This is a genomic window from Pseudomonas shirazica (genome assembly GCF_015168335.1).
GTDB classification, from domain to species: Bacteria; Pseudomonadota; Gammaproteobacteria; order Pseudomonadales; family Pseudomonadaceae; genus Aquipseudomonas; species Aquipseudomonas asiatica.
The window spans coordinates 895,829-915,212 of record NZ_CP063456.1; the positions used below are offsets into that span (position 1 = coordinate 895,829).

Sequence of the window (19,384 nt, forward strand, 5' to 3'; positions counted from 1 at the left end):
AGGGATGGCGCAGGTTTCACCAGCAGTGCCCGCGCCGTATATACTGCGCGCCAATGTTAGTGGGAGAGCCTCGTGGCCATCGAAATACACTGGATCCGTGACGACCAGAGCCTGGCCGAACACTGCCGCGACTGGCACCAGCTGCCCTTTGTCGCCGTCGATACCGAATTCATGCGGGTCGACACCTTCTACCCGAAAGCCGGGCTGATCCAGATCGGCGATGGCCAGCGTGCCTTCCTGATCGACCCGTTGCTGATCGGCAACTGGCAACCCCTGGCCGAACTGCTGGATGACAGCGGTGTGGTCAAGGTACTGCACGCCTGCAGCGAAGACCTCGAAGTGCTGTTGCGCCTGACCGGCAAGCTGCCACAGCCGCTGTTCGACACCCAACTGGCGGCCGGTTATCTGAACCTGGGGTTCTCCATGGGTTATTCGCGCCTGGTGCAGGATGTGCTGGGTATCGACCTGCCCAAGGGCGAAACCCGCTCCGACTGGCTGCAGCGCCCGCTCTCGGAAACCCAGGTCAGCTATGCCGCTGAGGATGCCGTGCACTTGGCCGAGCTGTTCACCGTTTTGCGCCCGCGCCTGAGTGACGACAAGTACGCTTGGGTGCTGGAGGACGGCGCCGAGCTGGTGGCCGCATTGCGCCGCGAGGTCGAGCCCGAAAGCCTGTACCGCGACGTCAAGCTGGCCTGGAAGCTGGCCCCCCAGCAACTGGCAGTGCTGCGTGAGCTGTGTGCCTGGCGCGAGCGTGAAGCGCGCAACCGCGACGTACCGCGCAATCGCATCCTCAAGGAGCACTCGCTGTGGCCGATGGCCAAGAGCCAGCCGAGCAACCTGTCGGCGCTGGCCAAGATCGACGAGATGCATCCGCGCACCATTCGTCAGGACGGTGAGTTCCTCATCCAGCTGATCAAGCGTGCCGCCAGCCTGCCAGCCGAGCAATGGCCACAGGCCTTGCCCGAGCCCTTGCCGATCGAGGCCGCAGGTATCCTCAAGCAGCTGCGTGCCATCGGCCAGGCCGAAGGTGAGCGCCTGGGCATTGCCCCCGAGCTGATGCTGCGCAAAAAAGCCCTGGAAGCGCTGCTCAAGAGCGGCTACCCCAATGGCCCCTATCAATTGCCCGATTCGCTGCGCGGCTGGCGCCGTGAGCGCATGGGCCAGGCCCTGCTGGACAGCCTCGCAGGCGCCGGAGAGACCCGATGAAACGCATTTGCTCTATCTACAAGAGCCCCCGCAAGAACGAAATGTACCTGTACGTGCTCAAGGCCGACGGCCTGGAGCGCGTGCCCGAAGGCCTGCTGCCGTTCTTCGGCACCCCCGTGCACGCCTTCGACCTGGTGCTGACTCCCGAGCGCAAGCTGGCCCGCGAGGACATCGCCAAGGTGCTGGAAAACCTCGACAACCAGGGTTATCACCTGCAGATGCCGCCGCCGGAAGACGACTACATCGAGCACCTGCCCGAAGAGTTGCTGCGCCGTAACGACCCTGCCTGATCATGCGAGTACTGATTGCTGAGCATGATTATGCTCGATACGCCGAGATTTTGCGTGCAGCCGCGCCTGAGCTGGAAGTCCTGACCAGCGGCGACTCCGCCGAACTGGCACGCCAGGCGCCACAGTGCCCGGTGTGGCTGGGCCAGCCGGACCTGCTGGCAAGCCTGTTGCGCCAAGGCCACAAGCCGGGCTGGATGCAGTCCACCTGGGCCGGTATCACCCCGCTGCTGGCCGAGGGCCTGCCGCGCGACTATCGCCTGACCCGCGCCGTGGGCATCTTTGGCCAGGTGATGGCCGAGTACATGCTCACCTACATGCTCGGCCATGAGCGCGAGGTGCTGTCGCGGCTGGTCAGCCAGGTCGAGCGTCGTTGGGACGACCGCCCGGGGCGGACCCTGGAAGGGCGCAAGGTGCTGATCGTCGGCACTGGCGACATTGGCCAGCGGGTGGCCGAGTTCCTGCAGGCGTTTGGCGTGGTGCTGTATGGCGTTGCCAGCAGCGCCCGCGAGCAGGCGCCGTTCGTCGAGGTAGCGGCGCTGGCCGACCTGCCGCGCCTGGTGGGTCAGGTCGATTACGTACTCAACCTGCTGCCGGATACCCCGGCAACCCACGACCTGTATGATGCGGCACTGTTCAAGCGCTTCCAGCCCACGGCGCTGTTCATCAATGCCGGGCGCGGCGCTGCGGTGGTCGACGCTGACCTGGTCGAGGCACTGAAGGAAGGGCACCTGGCGGGGGCGGTGATCGATGTCTGCCGGCAGGAGCCGTTGCCCAGGCAACACCCGTTCTGGACGGCGTGGGGCTTGCTGCTGACCGGGCACAGCTCGGCACCCACCTCGCCGGCGGCGATGGTGCGGTTGTTTGTCGAGAATGTGCGGGCGTATGCGGCGGGGCAGGGGTTGCGAGGAGAAGTGGACTTCGCCCGGGGCTATTGATTTTGTAGTGCCTGTACCGGCCTCTTCGCAGCACAAGGCTGCTCCTACAGGTTTTTTTCACTGTGCTGTAGGAGCAGCCTTGTGCTGCGAAAGGGCCGGTACAGCCAATGCAAGGCTTACAGGCTGAAATCACCCTCGGCAGCCAGCTCGCTCAGTGGCTTGCGCGGGCTCGGGACTTCACGCGCCTGCAGCGCTTCGTTCAGGCTGGCCTTGTCGCCCAGCTTGCCGATCGCCACCATGGCATGCAGCACGTAGCCTTCAGGAACCTTCAACTCCTGACGCGCCAGTTCCTGGTCGAAACCGGCCATGCCATGGGTATGCCAGCCGCTGATGCTGGCTTGCAGGGCCAGGTGCCCCCAGGCGGAGCCGGTGTCGAAGGTGTGCCACAGCGCCGGTCTTTCTTCCGTGGCGCCCGGGGCGGCGTAGGTGGTCTTGGAAATCACCAGCACCAGCGCCGAAGCCTGTTGCGCCCAGCTGCGGTTGGCCGGCACCAGCAGGTTCAGGTAACGCTCCCAGTTCGGCGTGTCACGGCGGGCATAGAGGAAGCGCCAAGGTTGCGAGTTGTTCGCCGACGGCGCCCAGCGTGCAGCTTCGAGGAAGCTCAGCAAGGTTTCTTCGCTGATCGGCTCGGCGGTGAAGGCACGTGGCGACCAGCGGTTGATGAACTGCTCGTTGATGGCGTAATCGGCAATGCGGGGGTTGGCGCTCATGGCGGCTCCTGCAAAAGGGCGGTAAACGCGCACGCTACTGCGTCGCGTCGCGACTGACAAGCGGTCTGGCTTTGCCGAAGGCCAGGCTCTAGACTGGCGCCGCCGCGCGCCGTGGCCCCAAGATGAATGCAGGAAACCCGTGTCATGATCGCTGAAAACGCGCCGTTCTGGCAGCGCAAGACCCTCGAGCAACTCAGCCCGCAAGAGTGGGAGTCGCTGTGTGATGGTTGCGGCCTGTGCTGCCTGCAAAAGCTCGAGGACGAGGACGACAACAGCGTCTATTACACGCGCATCGCCTGCAAACTGCTGGATCTTCACACCTGTCAGTGCAGCGATTACCCCAACCGCTTCGCCCAGGTACCTGACTGCATCCAGCTCACCCCGGGCAAGGCCGACCAGTTCAAGTGGCTGCCGAGTACCTGCGGCTACCGCCTGGTCAGTGAGGGCAAGGACCTGCCGGCCTGGCACCACCTGGTCTGCGGTGATCGCCAGCAGGTCCATGAACAGCGCATTTCCCAGTCGGGGCGCATGCTCAGTGAACACGATGTGCACGAAGACGACTGGGAAGACCACCTGATCTTCCGCGCCAGCTGACCGGCGCGGCCCGCTGCCACGGGGAAACAAGGAGTTTCTGTATGCGTTGCCAGCTGTTGTTGCTGTTGGGCCTGATGGCCAGTTCGCCGGCCTGGGCGAAAAAGGTCGACCTCGACTATCAGGTGCGCCTGTTGCCAGCCAGTGGCCAGGCGGAGGTCCGCCTAACCTTGGCCGAAGGCAGTGCCGTGCGCAGTCTGGATTTCGACCTGGGCAAGGCTGGGGCCTACAGCGGCTTCCAGGCTGATGGCCAATGGCAGTTGCAGGGCCAGCGCGGCGTGTGGCAACCGGCGGCCGGCAAGACCAGCCTCAGCTACCGCGTGCAGCTGGACCAGAAACGCGGCAGCGGCGCCTATTCATCGCGCATCACCCCGCACTGGGCGCTGTTCCTGGGCGACCAGCTGGTGCCGCCTGCGCGCCTCGACCAGCAGGATGGCACCGAACTGGTGGCGCGGCTGGCGTTCGACCTGCCGGAGGGCTGGAAGAGCATTGAGACCTCCTGGCCGCGCATCGGCAAGGACAAGTTCCGCATCGACAACGTTTCGCGCCTGTTCGACCGCCCCACAGGCTGGATGCTCGCTGGCGACCTGGGCAGCCGCCGCGCCCGCCTGGGCGAAACCGAGGTCACCGTGGCCGCACCGGTGGGGCAGGGTATGCGGCGCATGGACAACCTGACCATGCTGACCTTTGTCTGGCCGCAATTGCAGGCGGTTTTCCCGCGCAACCCGCCGAAGCTGCTGTTGGTCGGCGCTCGCGACGGCATGTGGCGTGGGGCGACCGCCGCGCAGGGCTCGTTGTACCTGCACAGTGCCCGGCCGATGGTCAGCGAGAATGGCAGCAGCCCGTTGCTGCGCGAAGTGGTGCAACTGTTTGCGCAGATCCATGGGCGTGATGGCAGTGACTGGCTGGTGGAAAGCCTGAACGACTACTATGCCAGCGAGTTGCTGCGCCGCGCGGGCGGGGTGAGTGACGACCGTTACGAGGCTTGGCAGGCGCGCCTGAGTAAGCAGGGCGCCAAGGTCACCCGGCTCAAGGGCGAGCATGCCACCCCGGCGCAGGTGGCGCGCGGGGTGATGCTGTTGCAAGCGCTGGACAAGGAAATCCGCATCCACACTCAGGCCAAACGCTCGCTGGACGATGTGGCACGCGGGTTGATGCGCCTGCCCAGCGTCAGCACCGAAGACTTCGTGCAGATCAGCGAGAACGTGCTGGGGCGGCGCTCCGAGGTGTTGCAGAGCAAGGCGTTGCGCTAGGCCTCTCTATTGCCAGTGCTGACTCTTTCGCGGGCACGCCCCCACAGGTGCCGCGCAAGTTTCGAAGAGGTCGGCACAGGCCAGTGATGTTCCGACAGCCATGAGGTCCCTGTGGGAGCGGGCGTGCCCGCGAAAGGGCCGGCACAGGCAGTGCAAAACTCAACTGCCAGCCAACGGATCCTTCCCGGTTACCGTCACCCCCCGCGTCGCCGCCTCGGCACTGGCCTTCAACGCCTCCAGTTCCGCAGCACTGCGCTCGATGTCCGAACGCAAGCGGTGATACTCCTGCCGGTGCCGCTGCCACCAGGCCTTGGTCGCACAATGCCCGCTGAAGCCCCGAGCCAGTGCCAGGCCGCCAACTGCGATCTGCAACAACCCGACCAGGCCGCCGTGGCGTAGCCCCTTGCTGACCATCAACGCGCCGCCAGCCAGCGAGCTGGCGCGCTCCAGGCCATGAACGTTCTTGTCTTGCGATGTCGCTGCCGAATGGATATCAAGCATGGCAAGGTCTCCGTCTGAAGTGTATGCAGGTGACCTGTTGGCCGCCGCCATCGTTCAGTCGGCTATTTGAACCTGGGCCCCGAACGGGTATTCAGCCCCTTGGCCATGCGGTCATACAGGACCACATTCACCGTCGCTGCGAGGTTCATGCAGCCCTCGGTCGGAATGTAGATGGTCTCTTCGCACCATGCCCGCACATCGGCACTGAGGCTGCCGTCTTCCGGCCCGAAGATGTAGATGGCCCGGTCCGGGTGGGTGTATTCCGGCAATGGCCGCGCGCCCTCCACCAACTCCACGGCCACCGGCGTGCAGCCCAGCGGGATGATGCGCTGCAGGTCATCGATGCCGATCAGCGGGATGTCGTAGTGCACGCGCTTGGTGTCGGTGACGAAGTCACGCGCACGCTCGTAGCGTTTGCCGGTGTAGAACACCGAATTGACGCCGTAGCAACCCGCGGCGCGCATCACCGAGCCGACGTTTTCTGCCGACTTGGGGTTGAACAGGCCAATGCAGCTGTATCGTTTGTTTGCCACGTACCGGGGCCCTTCGCGAAAAAAAGCGCGATTATACGGGCTGCCCGGTAGCAGCGGGGTGGTGAATCGATGGTCAGTCTTTCTTCAGCATGCCCGCCAGCCCGGCGAACGGGTTGTGGGTGGCCTTGGCGATGCTCGGGGTGCTGGTGGAGCCTTCGCTGAAGTACTGCTGGTCGGTATAGCGCGAGTGCTCGTTGTCGTGGCAGTACAGGCACAGTAACTCCCAGTTGGAGCCGTCCTGCGGGTTGTTGTCGTGGTTGTGGTCGCGGTGGTGCACGGTCAGCTCGCTCAGGCGCTTGCCGGAGAACTCGCGGGCGCAGCGGCCGCAGACGTGCGGGTACATTTTCAGGGCCTTGTCGCGGTAGCCCATTTCCTTGTCGCGCTTGGCATCGGCCAGGATGCGGTCCAGGCGCGCGGTGGCGGCGGCGGAAGAGGTGGAGCTCATGGTGTTTCCTTTGTTCTGATCAGGCAAATGACGGTTATGCACTGAGTCTAGCGCGCTTGCGGGGCAGGCGGACAGGCGAAAGCTTTGATTTAGGCGTAGCCTGTAGGAAGGTTCCCGACAGGAGGTTGCTGATGTTTCGCGCGATCCTCGTTGTGCTGTTGTTGGCCGGCCTGCCCATGGCCGAAGCTGCCAGCACGCCACCCCGGTTGAGCACGCCGGTGCCCGGTGCACCGGGTACGCCTACGCCTACGCCATATCCGCAGATTACCCCGAGTACGCCGCCCAAGGCCTATGACAGCCAGCCGGGGGCGCCACTGTTACCGCCGATGCCGGTGCCCGGGCCACCGAAGGACCAGCCATTGCCGGGGTTGCGCCAAGACCCGCCGAAGCCGGCGGTGCAGGATGATTGAATTCAGCCGGCTGCCCCGGTTTTCTGTGGGAGCGCGCAGGATTCAGGGCATGCACGGTACCTGTAGGAGCGGCCTTGTGTCGCGAAAGGGGCGCAAAGCGCCCCCAGCTTTCTCAAACGATACCTAGCTCGCCGAAGACGAACGCGTACTCAAGGGCCACATCCTTGAGCCCCTGATACCGCCCGCTCATCCCGCCATGCCCAGCCCCCATCTCGGTCTTGAGCAGCAGCAGGTTGTCGTCGGTCTTGCGCGTGCGCAGCCGCGCCACCCACTTGGCCGCTTCCCAGTACTGCACGCGGCTGTCGTTGTAGCCCGCCACCACCAGCATCGCCGGGTAGGCCTGTTCCTTCACGTTCTCGTACGGTGCATAGGCCTTGATCCGCTCATACACCTCCGGCTCCTCAGGGTTGCCCCATTCGTCGTACTCGGTCACGGTCAGCGGCAGCTCGGGGTCGAGCATGGTGTTGAGCACGTCGACGAACGGCACTTCGGCAATCGCACAGCGGAACAGCTCGGGGCGCAGGTTGAGCACCGCGCCCATCAGCAGGCCACCGGCGCTGCCGCCACTGATGGCCAGGCGGTCGGCAGCCGTAACACCCTCGGCGATCAGGTGTTCGGCACAGGCGATGAAGTCGCTGAAGGTGTTGTGCTTGTGCTCCTGCTTGCCGGCGCGGTACCAGGCTTCGCCCAGTTCGCCACCACCACGCACATGGGCGATGGCAAAGGCCACGCCGCGCTCCAGCAGGCTCAGGCGCGCGTGCGAGAACCACGGGTCGAGGCTTTCGCCATAGGCGCCGTAGCCATACAGGTACAGCGGCACGGTCTGGCCCAGGTCCTGGCGGCGGCGCACCAGGCTGATCGGCACCCGGGTGCCGTCCGCTGCGGTAGCCCACAGGCGCTCGCTGACATAGTCGTCGGCATCGAACGGCCCCAGCACCGGGGTTTGCTTGAGCACCGCCTGGGCACCGCTGGCCAGCTCCAGCTGGCGTACCTGGGCTGGGCGGTTGAGTGCTTCGTAGCGCAGGCGCAGGCGTGGGCTGGCGAATTCCAGGCTGTCCTGCACGTACAGGCTGTAGGCCGCGTCGGGCAGTTCGACGCGGTAGGGTGCCAGGCCCTGCGGGCGTACCTCGATGATCGGCAGGCCGCCTTCGCGCAGGCTCAGGGTCAGCGCGCCGGCATTCAGGCTGAGGCCTTCGAGCATGATCGCGTCGCGGTGCGCTACCAGCACCTGCCATTGCTCACGGCTGGGCACTGGTGCGACCGGGGCGTGGTACAGGGCGAAGTTGATGCCGTCCTGGTTGGTGCGGATGAACCAGCGCCACTGGCCGTCGAGCTGGCCGTGGTCGGGGAAGTACTCGTGACCTTCGACCCGTGGCGCCAGGCAGGTGAACGGTGCCTGCGGGGTTTCCGCGTCAAGCACCCAGGCTTCGCTGGTGGTCTTGCTGTTGAGCAGCAGCACTAGCTGGCGTTCGGAGCTGGTGCGGTAGCAGTGCAGGAAGAAGCGCCCATCGGTCTCCTCGAACACGGTCTGCGCGCCGTCGTTGCCCAGGGTGTGGCGACGCAGGCGCCACGGGCGGTGGGTCTCGTCCAGTTCGGCGAAGAACAGCGTCTGGCTGTCGTTGGCCCAGGTCAGGCTGCCGTCGCAGTCGTCGAAGGGCAGGGAGGTGACGCTGCCACTGGCCAGGTCCTTCACGTACAGGGTGAAGATTTCGTCGCCACTGGTGTCCAGGCTGTAGGCCAGCAGGCGGTGGTCGGGGCTGACGTTGAACGCGCCGAGGGACAGGAAACCGCCATTGGCCAGGGCGTTGGGGTCGAGCAGCAGTTGTTCCTGGCTTTCATCGACCGTGTTGGAGTCGTCGGCCGGGCGCGGGCAGCGGTAGTGGCGCGGGTACTCGTCGCCTGCGGTGGTACGGGTGTAGTACAGGTAGGGGCCCCAGGGCGCCGGCAGCGACAGGTCGGTTTCCAGGATGCGGCCCTTGATCTCTTCGAACAGTTGTTCGCGCAGCGGCGCCTGGTCGGCCAGGCAGGCTTCCTGGTAGGCGTTCTCGGCCTGCAGGTAGGCGAGCACCTCGGGGGTGTCACGCTGTTGCAGCCAGGCGTACGGGTCGCTGGCCTGGGCCTGGTGGGCAATCGGGGGTTGGGGCTTGGTTGGCATTGAGGATCTCTTGATTGGGGTTGCCTGTGCCGGCCTCTTCGCGGGCTTGCCCGCTCCCACAGGTTCACCACAGATCTTGAAACTGTGCAGTGCCTGTGGGAGCGGGCAAGCCCGCGAAGAGGCCGGCACAGGCAAACGCTGTCTGCGCCCGGAAAAGTGTTTATCATAGGCATCTCTTTGCCTGGCTTGCACGAACACCATGACCGAGAACGACTACACCCTCGCCTGGGGCCTTTACGCTGTTGCCGCCCTGGGCTGCCTGATGGTGGGCTTCAAGCTCACCGGCTGGATGTGGCGCTGGCTGCGCGAACCGCTGCGGGTGGTGCTGGCGGTGCTGCTGCTGACCCCGACCATCGTCGACCCGGTCAAGGACAGCTTCGCCCCGGCGATTGCCATCACCGCCCTCGACGTCGCCTTCAAGGTCGGCAACAACGCCTGGCGCGCGGTTTCCGACTTCGCCATGTACGGCATGGGCGCGTTTTCCCTGTATTTCCTCTTCGTGCTGCTGCGCTTTCCGCTGGAGAAACGCGCCCGCGAGCGCCGCGCGCAGGCCGAGGCCGCTGCCCAGCGCCAGGCTGCCGAAGATGACCAGCTCGGCGCCCAGGCCCCGCTGGCCGCAGAGCGCCGCGACCGTTACCGTGATGCGCCACCCCCTGTCGCCCCAGCCGTCTCCCGCGGCAGCGGCCGGGTCGAGCCCCGTCTGTAAGCGGAGACACGCCTATGTGCGAACTGCTGGGCATGAGTGCCAACGTCCCCACCGATATCGTCTTCAGCTTCACCGGCCTGATGCAGCGCGGCGGCCGTACCGGCCCGCACCGTGACGGCTGGGGCATCGGCTTCTACGAAGGCCGTGGCCTGCGCCTGTTCCAGGACCCGGCCGCGAGCAGCGAGTCGGAAGTGGCCAACCTGGTGCAGCGTTACCCGATCAAGAGCGAAGTGGTCATCGGCCACATCCGCCAGGCCAACGTCGGCAAGGTGTGCCTGTCCAACACTCACCCGTTCGTACGGGAGATGTGGGGCCGCAACTGGTGCTTCGCGCACAATGGCCAGCTGGGCGACTTCAAGGGCCAGGCCAGTTTCTACCGGCCGGTGGGCGACACCGACAGCGAGGCGGCCTTCTGCGACCTGCTCAACCGCATCCGCAGCGCCTTCCCAGAGCCCGTGCCGGTGGAACAGCTGCTGCCGGTGCTGGTCGAAGCCTGTGCCGGCTACCGCGGCCAGGGCGTGTTCAACTGCATGCTCAGCGACGGCGACTGGCTGTTCTGCTTCTGTTCGACCAAGCTGGTGCACATTACTCGCCGGGCACCCTTTGGTGCGGCGCGGTTGAAGGATGTCGACCTGATCGTCGATTTTCACACCGAAACGACCCCTAATGACGTGGTCACGGTGATCGCCACCGAGGCCTTGACCGAGAACGAGACCTGGCAGCGCTACGAGCCGGGTCAGTGGGCCCTGTGGCGGCACGGCGAGTGCGTGGCGCACGGCCAGAGCTAAGGACGCGGCATGTTCAGAAGTTACCTGCGGTTGCTGCTGTTCACCTTCGGCCTGCTGGCCGGTATCCAGGTCCCGGGGCTGGTGAAGGACTACAGCCAGCGGGTCGAGGCGCACCTGTTCGAATCACGCGAGGCGCTCGACGGCTTCCGGCAGACCGCCGAACGCTTCTTCAATGGTGACCTGCAGGCGCTGCTGCGACATTACCGCAGCAGCGACGACCCAGTGTTCAACAGTGATGCCAACAGCATCGAAAGCCTGATGATCCGCAACGAACTGCTGGAAAACGAATGGCAGGCGCTGCAAGCGCCATGGGCGCAACGTACCTGGCACGTGCTGGTGCAGGCCGACCCGCAGTTGCGTGAAGAAACCCTCAATGGCTACAGCTACCAGATCCTGCTGGTGCCCGAGGCGGTTGGCTGGGGGCTTGGTGCAGGGTTTGTGCTGGCATTCGTGATCGAGAGCCTGTTGCTGGCGATTGGCTGGGTGATCCTGGGCGGGCGGCGTGGGGCGGTGAAAGAGAGCTGGCGCTGATTTTTGCAGTGCCTGTGCCGGCCCTTTCGCGGGCTTGCCCGCTCCCACATGATCATCACAGGCCTTGAGAGCCGTGCAGTACCTGTGGGAGCGGGCAAGCCCGCGAAGAGGCCAGCACAGACAAAGCCAATCAGTCAGACCAACACAATCCGCTGCTCACCCACATCCCGCGCATACCTCTCCAGCACCTGCCGGCAAACCCCGACCACTTCATCCACCAAGGCCACCCCGGTCTGCCAGGCCACTACCAGCTCCAGGCTCGGCGGCGGTTGCAGCCCCTGCAGCAATACCAGCTCACCCCGGCTCAACTCGGCATCCACCAGCGCCGGCGGCAACGCACCAATGCCAAAACCGTCACGCAACAGCCGGGTAATCGCCGCCACCGAGTTCACGCAGTTCAGCCGTGGCGTTTCGGCCCCCGCGCCCTGCAGCAGGCTCAGCACTTCCTGGTGCGGCCGCGAGTTCTTCGAGAAGGTGATGATGCGTTCCCGCCCAAGCTCGGCCAGCGAAGCATAGTCGCGGTGCTGGTGCGAGCCGGCGGCCACCACCCAACCCATGGGGTAGCGCGCCAGGTCCAGGCTGCGGATCGATTGCTCGCGCAGCAGGTCGGTCTGCAGGATCACGTCGAGAAAGCCCTTCTGCAATTGCTCGCGAAGGTTCAGCGCAGTGTCGGCCACCAGTTCGATCTCCACCTGCGGGTAACGCTCGGTCAGCTCCGCCACCAGTGCGCTCATCCAGGTGTGGATCACCGTGTCCATCACCCCGATACGGATGCGCCCGACCTTGGCCCGGTCGCTGTCCAGCGACTGCTTCATGGCCTTGGCGGTTTCCAGCATGCGCTCGGCATATTCCAGCACCTTGCCGCCTTCCGGGGTCAGGCTGACGCCACGTGAGTCGCGCAACAGCAGCTTCACGCCAAGGTCGGCCTCCAACGCGGCGATGCGGCTGGAAACCGAGGCCTGGGTAGTGAACAGCTTTTCCGCGGTCAGGCGGAAGCTCTTGAGCCGGGCGACCCAGACGAAGGTTTCGAGGAAGCGAAGGTTCATGATCAGTTTTTCTTGTTCCAGACCGGCGGTTTTTCTCGTTGGACGCAGGTGGCGCGGCCTCTGAACAATGGCAGCCAGGCCGCGACTCATTGTCGCCCATAAAACAATACCAACAAGCCGAGGCAAGCATGAACCCCACCGGCGTGCAGCAGCAGGTCAGTTCCCCATCTTCGTCCGGGCCTTTCGCCTGGTATCGCGACATCGACTCACAGCAGCGCCGCACCTTCTGGAGCTGCAAGATCGGCTATGGCCTGGACGGCATGGACACGCAGATGCTCAGCTTCGTCATCCCCACGCTGATCATGCTGTGGGGCATCACCACCACCGAAGCCGGGTTGATCCACACCAGTACCTTGATCGCCTCGGCCGTGGGTGGCTGGGTGGCCGGCATTCTCTCCGACCGCATTGGCCGCGTGCGCACCCTGCAACTGACGGTGCTGTGGTTTGCCTTCTTCACCTTCCTCTGCGGCTTCGCCCAGAACTACGAACAATTGCTGATCGCCCGTACCCTGATGGGCTTCGGCTTTGGCGGTGAGTGGACCGCCGGCGCGGTGCTGATCGGCGAGGTGATCCGCGCCCAGGACCGTGGCAAGGCGGTGGGCATGGTGCAGTCCGGCTGGGCGCTTGGCTGGGGCCTCACCGCCATCCTCTACGCGCTGCTGTTCTCCTGGCTGCCGGCAGAGCAGGCCTGGCGCGCGCTGTTCCTGCTGGGCCTGGTACCGGCGATCTTCGTGATCTTCGTCCGCCGCCTGGTCAAGGACCCCGAGGTATATCGCGAGGCCAAGGCGGTGGAAAACGCCGAGGCACCTGCGCAGTTCTACGAAATCTTTGCCCCGGGGATGCTCTGGACCACCGTGCGGGCTTCCCTGCTGACCACCGGCGCACTGGGCGGCTACTACGCCATTACCTCGTGGCTGCCGACCTTCCTCAAGAACGAGCGCGGCCTGAGCGTGCTGGGTACCGGTGGCTATCTGGCCATGGTGATCGTCGGCTCCTATGTCGGCTATGTGGTCAGTGCGTACCTGTCCGACCTGCTGGGGCGCAAGAAAAACTTCATCCTGTTCGCCGTGGGCTCGTTCGTCATCGTACTGCTGTACACGCAAATGCAGGTCAGCGACGGCGTGATGCTGTGGCTGGGCTTCCCGCTGGGCTTCTTCGCCTCGGGTATCTTCAGCGGCATGGGCGCGTTCCTCACCGAACTGTTCCCCACGCGTATCCGTGGTTCGGGGCAGGGCTTCTGCTACAACATCGGCAAGGTCATCGCGGCACTGTTCCCGCTGCTGATCGGCGTGCTCGGCCAGAAAGTACCGCTGGGCCTGGGTATCGGCGTGTTCTCCGCCGTGTCCTACGGGGTGGTGATCGTGGCGGCGCTGAGCCTGCCGGAAACCCGCGGCAAACAGCTGCAGGCGCGTTAAGGTAGGCATATGAACAACGACAACGGAGGCCGTGCAGTGGAACGCCTGCTACTCAATTGCGACATGGGCGAGAGCTTTGGCAGCTGGCGCATGGGCCTGGATGCCGAGGTCATGCCCTACATCGATTGCGCCAACATCGCCTGCGGTTACCACGCCGGTGACCCCGGCATCATGCGCCGGACCGTGGCCCTGGCACTGGAGCACGGGGTGACCATCGGCGCGCACCCGGCCTACCCGGACCTGGTCGGCTTCGGCCGCCGCTCCATGGCCTGCAGCCCGGAGGAAATCCGCGACCTGCTGCATTACCAGATCGGTGCGCTGGACGGTATCTGCAAAGTGTTGGGCGGCCGCGTGGCCTACGTGAAACCCCATGGTGCGCTGTACAACGACATGATGGCCGACCCGCTCAAGCTGCGCACCGTACTGGAGGCTGTGGCGGCCTATGGCGCAGAACTGCCGCTGATGCTGATGGCCACCGCCGACAACCGCGCCGCCCAGGCCCTGGGTGATGAGATTGGCGTGCCGCTGTGGTTCGAAGCATTCGCCGATCGCGCCTACACCGCCAGCGGCCATCTGGTGTCGCGTCGCCTGCCCGGCGCTGTGCACCACGACCCGGCGCTGGTGGTGGAGCAGGCCGTGCGCCTGGCCCGCGGCGATACGCTCGTCGCGGACGATGGCAGTGCACTGAGGCTTGCAGCCAGTACCCTGTGCGTACACGGTGACAACGACAGTTCGGTGGCGGCTGTGCGGCAGATTCGCCAGGCTCTCGATGCCCTGGAGTCGCGATGAAACCCCGTATTGAAGTCGTGGCCATCGACAGCCTGATGGTGCGCCTGTTCGATGGTATCGACGAGGGCAACATGCCGTGGATGCTTGCCGCCAGCCAGCGCTTGCACGCGACGTTCGGCAAGCACTTGCTGGACCTGGTGCCGTCCTACACCACGCTGATGGTGCAGTTCGACCTGCCACCGGGTGAGGCGAGGGCACTGATCATCCGTGCGCTGGAGGGCTTGCAGCCAGACACGGGCAGCGGTGGCCGCCGCCATGAGATCCCGGTGTGGTACGACGCCAGCGTCGGCCCGGAGCTGCCGGTGTTGGCGGCCCGCAGTGGCTTGAGTGAAGCAGAGGTGGTCCGCTTGCACAGCGAGCGCGAGTACCCGGTGTTCGCCCTGGGTTTCGCCCCCGGTTTCGGCTTCATGGGCCTGGTGGACGAACGCCTGGCCAGCCCGCGCCTTAGCACCCCGCGCAAGCGCGTGGCGGCCGGCAGCGTCGGCATTGCCGAGCGCCAGACGGCGGCCTATCCAGCGGTATCGCCGGGTGGCTGGAACCTGATCGGGCGTACCCCGGTGCGCCTGTTCGACCATGAACGCGAGGGCTACAGCCTGTTGCAACCCGGTGACCGGGTGCGCTTCGTGCCGGTTTCGCGCAGCAACTTCGTGGCGTTGGGCGGTGATGTGGAGGCACAAGCATGAAGCAGTTGAAGATCGAGGCCAGTACTCCGCTGTGCCAATTACAGGATGCTGGGCGTTTTGGCGTACGCCATTTGGGCGTGACCCAGGGCGGGGCGCTGGACTGGGTGGCGATGCACTGGGCCAACTGGCTGCTGGGCAACCCGTTGGCGGCGCCGGTGGTCGAGGTGGCGCTAGGTGGTTTCTGTGTGGTCGCCGAGCAGGATTGTGTGCTGGCCCTGGCCGGTGCCGACCTGGATGCGCGTGTCGATGATCAGCCGCTGGCGCCCTGGCGCAGCTTTGCGTTGGTCAAGGGCCAGCGGTTGACCCTGAAGCAGCCGAAGCAGGGCGTGCGAGCGTATCTGGCGGCGCCTGGCGGGTTCCTCGGCGAGGATGTGCTGGGCAGTTGTGCCACCGTTGTGCGGGAAGAACTTGGCGGTATCGATGGTCAGGGTTCTGCGCTTGGCAAAGGCCACGTTCTGGCATTCTCAGGCACTTCGCCGACCCTGCGGGAGGTACCCGAAGCGCTGCGGCCACAGTACCCACAAAAGCCTGTGCTTGACCTGGTGATCGGCGCACAGATCGGTGACTTCAGCGGTACCAGCCTGTTCGAGGCGTTCAACCGCGAGTGGACGCTGGACAGCCGTGCCGACCGCATGGGCATCCGCCTGCTGGGGCCGCAGCTGGTCTACCAGGGCGCGCCGATGATTTCCGAGGGGATTCCGCTGGGGGCGGTGCAGGTGCCGCCTGATGGGCAACCGATCGTGTTGCTCAATGACCGGCAGACCATTGGCGGTTATCCGCGGCTGGGGGCATTGACGCCGCTGGCGCTGGCGCAACTGGCGCAGTGCATGCCGGGCGCGGTGGTGCGGTTCCGGGCGGTGGTGCAGGATGAGGCGTGGCGGGAGCAGCAGGCTTACCTGGACCGTTGGCGATAAGGCAGCCGGCCTCTTCGCGGGTAAACCCGCTCCTACAGGTACGGCGCAAGCCGGGAGGCCTGTGCGGGACCTGTAGGAGCGGGTTTACCCGCGAAAGAGCCGGCACTGGCAAAATCACTTGGACAGGTAACGCATCCCTTCCTCCAACCCCTGCAAGGTCAGCGGGTACATCTTGTCTTCGATCAAGTCCCGCACCAGGTGGGTCGATGCGGTGTAGTCCCAGGCCTGCTTCGGGTACGGGTTGATCCAGATGATCTTCCTGAATTTCTCCATGAAACGCTGCATCCACACATAACCGGCTTCTTCGTTCCAGTGCTCCACGCTGCCACCCGGCTGGGTAATCTCGTAGGGCGCCATGGCCGCATCGCCAACGAACACAACCTTGTAGTCATCGCCGTACTTGTGCAGCAGGTCGAAGGTGGAATAGCGCTCCGAGGTGCGGCGCAGGTTGTTTTTCCACACCGACTCGTACACGAAGTTGTGGAAGTAGTAGTACTCCAGGTGCTTGAACTCGGTCTTGCACGCCGAGAACAGTTCTTCGCAGACCTTGACGTGGGCGTCCATCGAGCCACCGATGTCGAACAGCAACAGCAGCTTCACCGTGTTGCGCCGCTCGGGGCGCATCTGGATGTTCAGCAGCCCGGCATCCCGCGCGGTGTGGTCGATGGTGCCGTCGATGTCCAGCTCTTCGGCGGCGCCTTCACGGGCGAACTTGCGCAGCCGGCGCAAAGCCAGCTTGATGTTGCGCGTGCCCAGCTCCACCTGGTCGTCCAGGTTCTTGTATTCGCGCTGGTCCCACACCTTCACCGCCTTGCCCTGGCGTTTGCCGGCCTCGCCCACGCGTATGCCCTCGGGGTTGAAGCCACCGGAGCCGAAGGGGCTGGTGCCGCCGGTGCCGATCCACTTGTTGCCGCCGGCGTGACGCTCCTTCTGCTCTTCGAGGCGCTTCTTGAACTCCTCGATCAGCTTGTCCAGGCCACCCAGCGACTGGATCTGCGCGCGTTCCTCGTCGGTCAGCGAACGCTCGAATTCCTTGCGCAGCCAGTCTTCGGGGATCAACGCTTCGATGTGCCGGTCGAGGTTCTCCAGGCCCTTGAAGTAGGCGGCGAAGGCGCGGTCGAACTTGTCGAAGTGGCGCTCGTCCTTCACCAGGATGGCGCGGGCGAGGTAGTAGAACTCGTCCATGTCGGCGAACACCACGCGCTTTTGCAGGGCCTGGTGCAGGTCGAGCAGTTCGCGTACCGACACCGGCACCTTGGCCGCGCGCATTTCATTGAACAGGTTGAGCAGCATGGCCCGGCTCCTGTCAGCGGTTGCCGCGCCGGCTCATGAAGGCCAGGCGCTCGAGCAGTTGTACGTCCTGCTCGTTCTTCACCAGCGCGCCGGCCAGCGGTGGAATGGCCTTGGTCGGGTCGCGTTCGCGCAGCACCGCTTCACCGATGTTGTCGGCCATCAGCAGCTTGAGCCAATCGACCAGTTCGGAGGTGGACGGCTTTTTCTTCAGGCCTGGTACCTTGCGCACGTCGAAGAACACGTCCAGCGCCTCGCTGACCAGCGACTGGCTGATGTTCGGGTAGTGCACGTCGACGATCTGCTGCAGGGTGGCGCGGTCGGGGAAGGCGATGTAGTGGAAGAAGCAGCGGCGCAGGAATGCGTCCGGCAGCTCCTTTTCGTTGTTGGAGGTGATGATGATGATCGGGCGCTGTCTGGCCTTGATGGTCTCGTCGATTTCGTAGACGTAGAACTCCATCTTGTCGAGCTCTTGCAACAGGTCGTTGGGGAACTCGATGTCAGCCTTGTCGATTTCGTCGATCAGCAGGATGACCCGCTCCTCTGCCTCGAAGGCCTCCCACAACTTGCCTTTTTTCAGGTAATTGCGCACATCGTGGACCTTGTCCACGCCCAGCTGCGAGTCCCGCAGGCGGCTGACCGCGTCGTACTCGTAGAGGCCCTGGTGGGCCTTGGTGGTGGACTTGATGTGCCAGGTGATCAGGCGCGCACCGAACGAGGCCGCCAACTGCTCGGCAAGCATGGTCTTGCCGGTGCCGGGTTCGCCCTTGACCAGCAAGGGGCGTTCGAGGGTGATGGCCGCGTTTACCGCCAGTTTCAGGTCGTCTGTGGCGACGTAGTCGCGGGTGCCTTCGAACTTCATGGGTCTGTCCTCTGAGGGTAGCTTGCTCTGGCCCTATCGCCGGCAAGCCAGCTCCCACAGGTACAGCACAGGTCTTGAGAACTGTGGGGATCCTGTGGGAGCTGGCTTGCCGGCGATAGGGCCGGAACAGGCAGCACATATTTTGATTTGTCTCCGACTATAACGCGGGGTTCGCCGACTGGAAACGCAGACCAGGTATTCAGTCCCTGAATGCCCCGTCACTCGATCCTAGTCGGAATCCGGCGCATCACGCTCATACCGCGCATTGAACGCCTCGATGAACCCGTTGCGCAGTATTTGCAGAAACGCCTCGAAGGCGCTGATATCCTGTTTGTGCACGCTGCCGCTGAGCTCTACCCGGGTCGCGAACTGGTTCTTCGGCTGGTTCTTCAATACCGTCTCGGTCGCACCTACCAGCGCTTCCCAGACCGAGCGGAAGAAGCCTTTGTCCTTCTCCTGCACATCCTGCTGCCAGTCGAACACATCCACATCCCGCAACAGTGGCTTGATGTACCCGTTCAATCGCCCGTTGGTCGCCTCGGCCTCTATCACCACATCGCCGTGCCCGGCATTGAAATCGAACTTGCCGTAGGCGCTGGCGAAGTCATTGAGCTTGCGCAGCTCGATACCCTTGGCGCGCAGGCGGAACTCGAAGTCGTCGAAATCGCTGAACGGGTCGAAGGTGGCGCGACTTTCCACCTTGGCATCGCCTACGATCAGCGCCGTGCCATCGAAGCTGGCATCACGTCGGCCCTTTTCGTCACGAATGTTGGTGAGGTTGCGAATACTGGCATCGAGCTGAGTGGCCTTGAGGTTGACTGGTGGTTTGGAGTTGAAGTTGCGGAAAGTCAGCACGCCGTTGTCGATGCGAACCTCGTTCAGGGTGATCGGCAGCAGTTTTTCCAGTTGCTGGCGCCAGTCGGTGCCCTGACCGGTCTGCGAGTTCTGTTTGTTGCCGCCATCGACGAAGTTGAGTTCCGGCCGGTCGAATATTACTTCGGCAACCACTGCGCGGTCGTACCAAAGGGCGTGCCAGCTCACCGACAGGTCGATCAGCGGTGCATCGAGAAACGGTACCGGCACCTTGCCGGTGGTCTTGACGATCTTCAGCCCGTTGATCTGGTATGCACCGCGCCACCAGGCCAGGTCCACATCGGCCACCTGGCCACGGTAGTCGCCCATGTCGGCCAGTTTGTCATTGAGGTAGTCGCGCACCAGATAGGGCAGGGCCAGGTGCAGCGCCAGCAACAGCACGATCAGGCTGGCCAGGCCGATCAACGGCCAGCGATAACGGGCTCTCATCGAAGTGTCTCCAACGCAGGATATGCGGT

At 64.5% G+C, this 19,384-nt stretch carries 22 protein-coding genes; 13 read left to right on the top strand and 9 right to left on the bottom strand.

Annotated features, from left to right (window positions below; genetic code table 11):
* The first annotated feature begins 72 nt into the window (after positions 1-72).
* From rnd to IMX18_RS04200, 3 genes are read left to right on the top strand one after another with little or no spacing between them, the layout of a single operon-like run.
* Positions 73-1,206 carry a ribonuclease D gene (rnd, locus tag IMX18_RS04190; protein WP_013973768.1) on the top strand — a complete coding sequence of 378 codons (1,134 nt, stop codon included), beginning with the start codon at positions 73-75 and terminating at the stop codon, positions 1,204-1,206.
* Entirely contained in the window at positions 1,203-1,496 is a 294-nt protein-coding gene (locus IMX18_RS04195) for a YcgL domain-containing protein (protein ID WP_015271354.1), read from the top strand. The genes rnd and IMX18_RS04195 overlap by 4 nt, the downstream gene beginning before the upstream one ends.
* A 2-nt stretch (positions 1,497-1,498) precedes the next feature.
* Complete coding sequence (locus IMX18_RS04200; RefSeq protein ID WP_217191242.1) at positions 1,499-2,431, top strand: D-2-hydroxyacid dehydrogenase; 933 nt, start codon at positions 1,499-1,501, stop codon at positions 2,429-2,431.
* A gap of 116 nt (positions 2,432-2,547) precedes the next feature.
* Here the strand turns inward: IMX18_RS04200 and IMX18_RS04205 are convergent, their stop codons facing one another.
* Positions 2,548-3,141, bottom strand: coding sequence for a nitroreductase family protein (locus IMX18_RS04205; RefSeq protein ID WP_015271352.1), 594 nt, complete (start codon positions 3,139-3,141; stop codon positions 2,548-2,550).
* Positions 3,142-3,285: 144 nt separating this feature from the next.
* Between IMX18_RS04205 and IMX18_RS04210 the strand changes: the two genes are divergently transcribed.
* Both IMX18_RS04210 and IMX18_RS04215 read left to right on the top strand, forming a co-directional pair.
* On the top strand, positions 3,286-3,735 hold the full coding sequence (locus tag IMX18_RS04210) for a YcgN family cysteine cluster protein (protein WP_015271351.1): 450 nt from the start codon (positions 3,286-3,288) through the stop codon (positions 3,733-3,735).
* 41 nt (positions 3,736-3,776) lie between these two features.
* A complete protein-coding gene (locus IMX18_RS04215; protein WP_015271350.1) occupies positions 3,777-4,985 on the top strand; it encodes a hypothetical protein in 1,209 nt (402 codons plus the stop codon).
* A gap of 159 nt (positions 4,986-5,144) precedes the next feature.
* On the opposite strand, the gene IMX18_RS04220 is transcribed toward IMX18_RS04215, so the two are convergent.
* The 3 genes from IMX18_RS04220 to IMX18_RS04230 all read right to left on the bottom strand — a co-directional run bounded on the left by IMX18_RS04220 (position 5,145) and on the right by IMX18_RS04230 (position 6,464).
* Positions 5,145-5,486 carry a YgaP family membrane protein gene (locus tag IMX18_RS04220; RefSeq protein ID WP_015271349.1) on the bottom strand — a complete coding sequence of 114 codons (342 nt, stop codon included), beginning with the start codon at positions 5,484-5,486 and terminating at the stop codon, positions 5,145-5,147.
* 62 nt (positions 5,487-5,548) lie between these two features.
* Complete coding sequence (locus IMX18_RS04225) at positions 5,549-6,019, bottom strand: RNA methyltransferase (RefSeq protein ID WP_015271348.1); 471 nt, start codon at positions 6,017-6,019, stop codon at positions 5,549-5,551.
* 73 nt (positions 6,020-6,092) lie between these two features.
* A complete protein-coding gene (locus IMX18_RS04230) occupies positions 6,093-6,464 on the bottom strand; it encodes a YajD family HNH nuclease (RefSeq protein WP_003259546.1) in 372 nt (123 codons plus the stop codon).
* 131 nt (positions 6,465-6,595) lie between these two features.
* Between IMX18_RS04230 and IMX18_RS04235 the strand changes: the two genes are divergently transcribed.
* Entirely contained in the window at positions 6,596-6,874 is a 279-nt protein-coding gene (locus IMX18_RS04235) for a hypothetical protein (RefSeq protein WP_015271347.1), read from the top strand.
* Positions 6,875-6,986: 112 nt separating this feature from the next.
* Here IMX18_RS04235 and IMX18_RS04240 read toward each other — a convergent pair whose 3' ends face one another.
* Complete coding sequence (locus IMX18_RS04240; RefSeq protein ID WP_217191240.1) at positions 6,987-9,029, bottom strand: S9 family peptidase; 2,043 nt, start codon at positions 9,027-9,029, stop codon at positions 6,987-6,989.
* Positions 9,030-9,228: 199 nt separating this feature from the next.
* On the opposite strand from IMX18_RS04240, the gene IMX18_RS04245 reads away from it, so the two are divergent.
* From IMX18_RS04245 to IMX18_RS04255, 3 genes are read left to right on the top strand one after another with little or no spacing between them, the layout of a single operon-like run.
* Positions 9,229-9,735 (top strand): hypothetical protein, encoded by a 507-nt coding sequence (locus IMX18_RS04245; RefSeq protein WP_015271345.1) that lies wholly within the window; start codon positions 9,229-9,231, stop codon positions 9,733-9,735.
* Between the two features lie 14 nt (positions 9,736-9,749).
* The gene (locus IMX18_RS04250) at positions 9,750-10,523 is read left to right on the top strand and encodes a class II glutamine amidotransferase (protein ID WP_013973756.1); all 774 of its coding nucleotides are present in this window, start codon (positions 9,750-9,752) and stop codon (positions 10,521-10,523) included.
* A gap of 9 nt (positions 10,524-10,532) precedes the next feature.
* The gene (locus IMX18_RS04255) at positions 10,533-11,054 is read left to right on the top strand and encodes a DUF2937 family protein (protein ID WP_023661383.1); all 522 of its coding nucleotides are present in this window, start codon (positions 10,533-10,535) and stop codon (positions 11,052-11,054) included.
* Between the two features lie 134 nt (positions 11,055-11,188).
* On the opposite strand, the gene IMX18_RS04260 is transcribed toward IMX18_RS04255, so the two are convergent.
* Positions 11,189-12,100, bottom strand: a complete 912-nt coding sequence (locus tag IMX18_RS04260; RefSeq protein ID WP_217191238.1) for a LysR family transcriptional regulator — start codon at positions 12,098-12,100, stop codon at positions 11,189-11,191.
* Positions 12,101-12,228: 128 nt separating this feature from the next.
* Here IMX18_RS04260 and IMX18_RS04265 point away from each other — a divergent pair, with 128 nt between their 5' ends.
* From IMX18_RS04265 to IMX18_RS04280, 4 genes are read left to right on the top strand one after another with little or no spacing between them, the layout of a single operon-like run.
* Positions 12,229-13,515 (top strand): MFS transporter, encoded by a 1,287-nt coding sequence (locus IMX18_RS04265; RefSeq protein ID WP_013973753.1) that lies wholly within the window; start codon positions 12,229-12,231, stop codon positions 13,513-13,515.
* Positions 13,516-13,524: 9 nt separating this feature from the next.
* Positions 13,525-14,304, top strand: coding sequence for a 5-oxoprolinase subunit PxpA (locus tag IMX18_RS04270; protein WP_015271342.1), 780 nt, complete (start codon positions 13,525-13,527; stop codon positions 14,302-14,304).
* Positions 14,301-14,987: a 5-oxoprolinase subunit PxpB gene (pxpB, locus tag IMX18_RS04275; protein WP_015271341.1), complete on the top strand. Its 687-nt coding sequence runs from the start codon at positions 14,301-14,303 to the stop codon at positions 14,985-14,987. The genes IMX18_RS04270 and pxpB overlap by 4 nt, the downstream gene beginning before the upstream one ends.
* A complete protein-coding gene (locus IMX18_RS04280) occupies positions 14,984-15,901 on the top strand; it encodes a 5-oxoprolinase subunit C family protein (protein WP_015271340.1) in 918 nt (305 codons plus the stop codon). The genes pxpB and IMX18_RS04280 overlap by 4 nt, the downstream gene beginning before the upstream one ends.
* A gap of 114 nt (positions 15,902-16,015) precedes the next feature.
* Here IMX18_RS04280 and IMX18_RS04285 read toward each other — a convergent pair whose 3' ends face one another.
* The 3 genes from IMX18_RS04285 to IMX18_RS04295 form a co-directional block, all read right to left on the bottom strand.
* On the bottom strand, positions 16,016-17,194 hold the full coding sequence (locus tag IMX18_RS04285; protein WP_013973749.1) for a vWA domain-containing protein: 1,179 nt from the start codon (positions 17,192-17,194) through the stop codon (positions 16,016-16,018).
* A 13-nt stretch (positions 17,195-17,207) separates the two neighbouring features.
* Positions 17,208-18,053, bottom strand: a complete 846-nt coding sequence (locus IMX18_RS04290; protein WP_015271339.1) for an AAA family ATPase — start codon at positions 18,051-18,053, stop codon at positions 17,208-17,210.
* A 228-nt stretch (positions 18,054-18,281) separates the two neighbouring features.
* Complete coding sequence (locus IMX18_RS04295) at positions 18,282-19,355, bottom strand: DUF748 domain-containing protein (RefSeq protein ID WP_015271338.1); 1,074 nt, start codon at positions 19,353-19,355, stop codon at positions 18,282-18,284.
* Between the last annotated feature and the right edge of the window lie 29 nt (positions 19,356-19,384).

Bases quoted from the DNA above. Each gene is read 5' to 3' on its own strand.
- IMX18_RS04220 (WP_015271349.1), bottom strand. From the start codon at position 5,486: ATGCTTGATATCCATTCGGCAGCGACATCGCAAGACAAGAACGTTCAT.
- IMX18_RS04280 (WP_015271340.1), top strand. From the start codon at position 14,984: ATGAAGCAGTTGAAGATCGAGGCCAGTACTCCGCTGTGCCAATTACAG.
- IMX18_RS04270 (WP_015271342.1), top strand. From the start codon at position 13,525: ATGAACAACGACAACGGAGGCCGTGCAGTGGAACGCCTGCTACTCAAT.
- IMX18_RS04230 (WP_003259546.1), bottom strand. From the start codon at position 6,464: ATGAGCTCCACCTCTTCCGCCGCCGCCACCGCGCGCCTGGACCGCATC.
- IMX18_RS04215 (WP_015271350.1), top strand. From the start codon at position 3,777: ATGCGTTGCCAGCTGTTGTTGCTGTTGGGCCTGATGGCCAGTTCGCCG.
- IMX18_RS04210 (WP_015271351.1), top strand. From the start codon at position 3,286: ATGATCGCTGAAAACGCGCCGTTCTGGCAGCGCAAGACCCTCGAGCAA.
- IMX18_RS04250 (WP_013973756.1), top strand. From the start codon at position 9,750: ATGTGCGAACTGCTGGGCATGAGTGCCAACGTCCCCACCGATATCGTC.
- IMX18_RS04240 (WP_217191240.1), bottom strand. From the start codon at position 9,029: ATGCCAACCAAGCCCCAACCCCCGATTGCCCACCAGGCCCAGGCCAGC.
- IMX18_RS04255 (WP_023661383.1), top strand. From the start codon at position 10,533: ATGTTCAGAAGTTACCTGCGGTTGCTGCTGTTCACCTTCGGCCTGCTG.
- IMX18_RS04265 (WP_013973753.1), top strand. From the start codon at position 12,229: ATGAACCCCACCGGCGTGCAGCAGCAGGTCAGTTCCCCATCTTCGTCC.
- IMX18_RS04195 (WP_015271354.1), top strand. From the start codon at position 1,203: ATGAAACGCATTTGCTCTATCTACAAGAGCCCCCGCAAGAACGAAATG.
- pxpB (WP_015271341.1), top strand. From the start codon at position 14,301: ATGAAACCCCGTATTGAAGTCGTGGCCATCGACAGCCTGATGGTGCGC.
- IMX18_RS04290 (WP_015271339.1), bottom strand. From the start codon at position 18,053: ATGAAGTTCGAAGGCACCCGCGACTACGTCGCCACAGACGACCTGAAA.
- IMX18_RS04260 (WP_217191238.1), bottom strand. From the start codon at position 12,100: ATGAACCTTCGCTTCCTCGAAACCTTCGTCTGGGTCGCCCGGCTCAAG.
- IMX18_RS04295 (WP_015271338.1), bottom strand. From the start codon at position 19,355: ATGAGAGCCCGTTATCGCTGGCCGTTGATCGGCCTGGCCAGCCTGATC.
- IMX18_RS04245 (WP_015271345.1), top strand. From the start codon at position 9,229: ATGACCGAGAACGACTACACCCTCGCCTGGGGCCTTTACGCTGTTGCC.
- IMX18_RS04200 (WP_217191242.1), top strand. From the start codon at position 1,499: ATGCGAGTACTGATTGCTGAGCATGATTATGCTCGATACGCCGAGATT.
- IMX18_RS04235 (WP_015271347.1), top strand. From the start codon at position 6,596: ATGTTTCGCGCGATCCTCGTTGTGCTGTTGTTGGCCGGCCTGCCCATG.
- IMX18_RS04285 (WP_013973749.1), bottom strand. From the start codon at position 17,194: ATGCTGCTCAACCTGTTCAATGAAATGCGCGCGGCCAAGGTGCCGGTG.
- IMX18_RS04205 (WP_015271352.1), bottom strand. From the start codon at position 3,141: ATGAGCGCCAACCCCCGCATTGCCGATTACGCCATCAACGAGCAGTTC.